Below are 6,000 nucleotides of genomic sequence, written 5' to 3'. Positions count from 1 at the left end.
CATCGAAACCGGAAGCAGCTATCCGACGGCGCTCATCTCGTCCCTTGCTGCGCACACGTTTGCGAATTTACGAGAGCCGACGCCAGATCTCGTCAAGGCGCTCCTGATCAACGCGGCCGAGCGCAAGGAGCATCACCCAAAATTGGGATGGGGCACCCCGTACGTAGATCAGATGCCATGGACCTGCGCACCAGGAAGCGTGACGCTCGCATGGAAAGCATCGTTGGCGCCGGGAGCCAACTACTATTGGAATGGCATTCCCATCCCGTCCGAAATGGTCCGCGACGGGAAGCTTGTCGGCCGTGCGAAGTTAACCGCGATCCTCAAGCCACTCGTATCTCCATTTGGAGGCGCGAACTATTTCTCGTCGAGGCTTCAGACCTCTCTGCGGTATCCGACCAACGGAAAGTGGGAACCTCTTGTCGGCTCTATGTTGGAATCCACACTCAAGGAAGAGGACGCTCGCAAGGAGCTGAAGAAGTGGCAACCCGTTCGGTGCCACTGCAAGGACTTCCCCGACGGTTTGGCATTCGACGGCAAACATCTCCAACTTTACGCGCGGGTGTTTACCCGTGACCTCTACCAATTCGGTTGGACGCACCACAGCCAGGCTGGCCCGCAGGAAGTAGCTTTTGTGTTGACGCTGTGGGGGGCAGATGGCGACTCGGCGATCTACAATTCCATGGTGGGTGCGCTCGGCAACTTCGTCGAAAGCGCCGTTGTGAATCAAGAAATCGAACTCAGAAACGAGTGACGGCAAGCGCGCCGCTCGTGACGACCGTTCGGCGTTGAGGTCGACGATGCAATCGAGGTTGCCGAGAAGAACGATATCCGAGGACGGCTTTAGGTCCATGAGCGAAACTGGTCGGCGGCAGCCAACGGGGGCGCCGACACTGATGGCCGACTTCCGCTTCTGGGACGAAGCACCTTTTCCGCTTCTGGGACGAACCCGCCTTGGCTGCGTCGGCAGCGACGGGCGGGCCTTGGTCCAGGATAATAGAAGGACAAAACGCGCGTCCACGGACTATTTTGGTCATAAAAAATTATTTTGGCACCAATTGGCTTTTTTCCGGTTCTAACTAAAACAATCTATCTCTTTGAAACTGCGCGCAAGGGCCGCATCGGCTCATTTCGACAATAACGCCGTCTATTTCACCACGCCCTCGAGTGGACGAGAAAATATCATTGAAGTTCAATGATTTCCTTGTACCGTAACGGACATTCATTGTTCTTTGAAAGAACATTTGAGAACACATTCCGTTTCGATCTCATTTGCGATTTCGCACTCGATTGGCGGGGTAGATGCATGCGTCGAATTCATATTTGGATGGGATTAATTCCCGCTTTGGTGTGGATGCTTTCCTTTCAAGCAAATGCTGTCACGTGTTGGAAGTCTCTAAACTATGACTGCAGCACGCCGGCGAAAACCCGCTTCACCACTGCAGACGCAGCATGCATGGATAGTGTGGCAAGCGTTCTCCCGCAGCCCAGCCAGTTTGTCGGATTGCACTACAATATCAGCTCATGGAGCTGTGTGAGCCCGACCGGGTATTGCTGTAGCGCCCTTTATACGCCCGGCTCCGGGGCCAATGTCTTCTACGAGTGCTTCCAGACCACAAACTACGTCTGCACCGACACCGCCAATGAAGAGAAATGTGGCGGGCGGTGCGTACCCAAGGGCACGTGCTCGTGCGAGCCACCCAAGAACGAGTGTGGGGTCGGCAATCCCATTATCGCCAGTTCCGGCGACAAGGTTGAAGTGGTGACCGACTACACCACTGGCGGCGCCAATCCACTGGCAGTCATTCGCAGTTATCAGTCGAGCTCCAGGGCGTACGGCCTTTTAGGCAATCGCTGGCGCTTGCCTTGGGATCGGCGTCTCTATGTTGCGGCGGGCAACGATGTATCACTCGAGCAGGCAGACGGATCGCTGCTGGAGTTCGATTACAGTGGAGCCAGTCAGACCTTCTCCGTGCAACAGAACTCTGCGTGGAACATTAAGGGGGTCATGATCGGCTCGCCGGTCACGGCGTATGAGTTCACTTTTGAAGATGATCGGGTCGAGCGCTATGAAAGCATTGCCGGCCTTTGGCGGCTGAAGTCGATTACAACGCGGGGAGGATACGTGGTTACCCTCTCCTATGACACGAATGGATACGTCACGACCGTTGACGACACTTTTGGACGCCAGCTGACCTTCACGTATGAGACCGCGCCCGCTTCTCCCTTGCCGGCTACGAAACGCGTTATCACGCGGATCGGGGCGCAGGATGGAACCCGAATTGACTACCAATACGCACGCCAGCAGAACCTTTCTGCGGGCAGCGTGTTGACGAGCGCCATTGTCGATGAGGTGACGGTATCCAATCCCACGTCGTCGCCAGGTCTTTCAGAGACGACGACCTACCACTATGAGGATACCCATGATTTTCTGCTGCTGACGGGCATATCCGATGCGCGCGGCGTGCGCTATGCGACGTTTGCCTATGACGGCTATGCGCGCGTGACGAGTAGCACGCATGACAGCGGTAACGATGCAACGACGTTCAGCTATGACGATGCCAACAAAAAGGTCACGATCACCAACGTGCTTGGTAAGTCCGAGGTGCGGACGCTCTCCGAGATCGCGCGCCGGATGCGGGCTACGCAGGTTGACGGCCAAGCAAGCACGCATTGCCCCGCAAGCTCGCGCGCGACAACTTACAACAGCAAGGGGCGCATAACGCAAACCACGGACGAGGAAGGCCGTGTCACGAAATATGTTGTTGATGCGCGCGGGTTACCGACATCGGTGACACGCGGGTTCGGCACGGCGGCGGCCAGTACCACAACCTACACCTATCACGCCACGTTGCAGGTGCCCACGCAGATGGTCGAACCGGGTTTGACCACGGGGTACACCTGGACGAGTGGGCGTCTAACCTCGCTAACCCAGACGGACACGACCTCGCATACGGTGCCGTATCCAACCAATGGCCAAACGCGGACCTGGGCTTACACGTATGGCACGGGTGGCAATCTGCTGACCGTCGACGGCCCGCTCTCGGGGTCGGGCGACACAGTGACGTACACCTACGACAGCAGCGGATACGTGGCGACAGTGACCAACGAGCTCGGCCACGTGACGACAATCAATGCCGTCAACGGCCGCGGCCAGCCAACACAGATCACCGACGCGAACGGTGTGGTGACCAACCTCACCTACGATTTCCAGGGGCGCCTTCTGACCACAACGGTCAACCCCGGCGCCGGGGCGGCGGTAACCACGCTCGAGTACGATGCAATCGGTCAGATCACCAAGATCACCCGGCCGGATGGGTCGTACCTCACCTACATTTACAACAACGCACGTCGGCTGACGACGGTGACGCAAGCCGACGGCCAGAAGATCGAATACACCTACGATCTAATGGGGAACATGAACGGGCAGACGATCAAGGATGCCAGCAACACCATCGTGTTGAACCAGACCCAGACCTTCGACGAGCTTGGTCGCCTGTTGAAGCAGATCGGTGCCGCAAGCCAGGAATTTGAATATTCCTACGACAAGACGAGCAATCTGAAGACGGTGACCGATCCACGATCGGGTGTCTACGGCTATGCGTACGACAGCGTCAATCGGCTGATCAAGGAAACGGACCAGGAAAGTGCCGAGGTCAATCTCACGCGAAACGGCAAGGACGACATCGTCACCTATTCCGACCCGCGCAGCCTGCAGACGAGCTATGTCCGCAATGGCTTCGGCGACGTCATCCGGCAAACGTCACCGGACAGCGGCACGACGGACTATGTGCGCAATGCCCTCGCTCTTGCGACACAGATCACGGATGGCCGTGGCATCGTTACCAACCTCACCTACGACAGCGCGGGCCGGGTTCTGACCAAGACTTATCCGGCGGCGTCGGCGGAGAATGTCACCTACACCTATGACGATGTAACGGGCGGCAACAAGGGCAAGGGACGCCTGACCGGGCTGGCCTCGCAAGACGTAACGATCGCCTGGGTCTACGACGTGCGCGGCAACGTGGTGACGGACACACGCACCATTGGCGGGCAAGCGCATACTGCTGGCTACGTCTACGATGCCGACGATAAGGTCACGGAGATCACCTACCCGTCGGGGCGCATTGTGAACTACGTGCGGGATTCGATGGGCCGCATCACGTCGGTGACGACGAAGAAAGACTCCGGCTCGGCCGTGCAGACGGTGGCGGACGACATCGATTATATGCCGGTCTCGAACCTGTTGAAGTCCATGGACTACGGCAACGGGCTCAACGACTGGAACACCTTCACCACGGATTACGAGGTGGATGTGCTCGGGGTCTACGACGGATCGACCGACGTCTGCAATGTGGCGCACACGCGCTCGGACGGGCTCAACCTGACCAATATCTGGGACACCCTCGACGCGGCAAAGAACCAGTCGCTGTGGAACAATCTCGCCGGCCGGCTGCAGAATGCCGATGGCCCTTGGGGCGGCCGCACCTACTACTACGACGGCGTCGGCAACCGCACGCAAGAGATCTCCATTCCACCGGGGGGTGGTGCGTCGACGACGCGGGACTATGGCTATGGCGGCAGCAACAACCGTGTCTCCGGCGTCGAGATCGGCGGTACGCCCGAACGGACCTTCACCTACGACAACGCCGGCAACATCACGCAGGATAGCCGGTCCGGCACGGCCTACGCCTATGGCTATAACAACCGCAATCGGCTCAATACCGTGACTGTAGCTGGCTCGCTGAAGGGCACCTACACCTACGATGGGCTTGAGCAGCTGGCGATCCGGGTAACGACGAACCAGACACCGGCCGGGACGACGCACTTCATCCACGACATCTTCGGCAACGTGATCGCCGAGACCGCGGGTGGCGGCGCCACCGGCTCAACGGGCACGGTGCGCGAGTACATCTGGCTCTATGAGACGGAGATCGCGCCGACGCGGACCAGCCGCACGGAGCTGGATCGTCCCTTAGCAGTGGTCGATGCGGTGAACACCGTCTCGCCTGCGCTCTGGTACGTGCACGTCGATCACTTGAACCGTCCGAAGAAGATGACGGACGCTTCGAAGGCATCGGTGTGGGATGCGGACTGGGCACCGTGGGGCGCACCGGTAGCCATCACCGGCTCCGCGACGCTCGATGCGCGCTTCCCCGGCCAGTGGTACCAGCTCGAGGCGGGCCTGCACTACAACTGGCATCGCCACTACGATCCCACGCTGGGGCGCTACACCCAGCCCGATCCGCTCGGGTTCGTCGATGGGCCGAGCGTGTATGCGTATGCGAAGAGTGCGCCTCAGATGCGGGCCGATCCAGAGGGGTTGCAAACAGCGATCCCCGGCCACCCGATCTTGCTTCCACCGGCGCTTTATTGCGCGGTTTTCCCACAAAAATGTGCAGAGTTTGCCAAACAATGCTTTGCCCTCGCGCGATCACTTGTTGGCGGGAGCGATCGCGATGATGACGACGATAGATGCAAGGCTATTATTCGAGGATGTTTCGAGGGATGCAAAAGAACCCGAGAGGAAAATCCTGATCTATTACCGGGTTCTGGGCAAAATCATCAACCTCGCCTCATACGCTGCGTAAAGGAATGTGCAGCGGCGCAAGGATGTGACTACTAAGAAGGCAGCGACAATGGATCGAGACACTGCAATAGGACTTATACAAGAGTATTTGAAGTACGGTGAAATAATGGCTCGTCTGTGGGAACTTTCGGCCAATCTTTCTCCCGAGGATAGGCGAAAGGTTGTCGATGCGGACTCGGAAGCGTGTTTCGCGTTATACGATGGGGTCGTAAAGACGGTGACGAAGTACTATCCGGACTTGGAGCCGCCGGATCACGCTACCAAAAGAAGCGAGTAACCTTGGGCGCACTGCGAGCAGCTGGCGATCCGGGTAACGACCAACCAGACACCTGCCGGGACGGCGCACTTTGTCCACGACATCTTCGGCAACGTGATCGCCGAGACGGCGGGTGGCGGTGCCACCGGCTCAA

At 58.5% G+C, this 6,000-nt stretch carries 1 protein-coding gene and 1 pseudogene; both read left to right on the top strand.

Annotated elements, in window-relative coordinates:
* Positions 1 to 754, top strand: a pseudogene (locus QZV93_RS08790) (hypothetical protein); the annotation flags it as partial.
* Positions 755 to 1,465: 711 nt separating this feature from the next.
* On the top strand, positions 1,466 to 5,626 hold the full coding sequence (locus tag QZV93_RS08785; protein ID WP_295557691.1) for an RHS repeat-associated core domain-containing protein: 4,161 nt from the start codon (positions 1,466 to 1,468) through the stop codon (positions 5,624 to 5,626).
* The last annotated feature ends 374 nt before the right edge of the window (positions 5,627 to 6,000 follow it).

Origin of the sequence: uncultured Hyphomicrobium sp. (assembly GCF_902826555.1) — a bacterium.
GTDB lineage: Bacteria > Pseudomonadota > Alphaproteobacteria > Rhizobiales > Hyphomicrobiaceae > Hyphomicrobium_C.
Note: the sequence above shows the minus strand (reverse complement) of the source record. Positions and strands in the feature narration are given on the sequence as shown.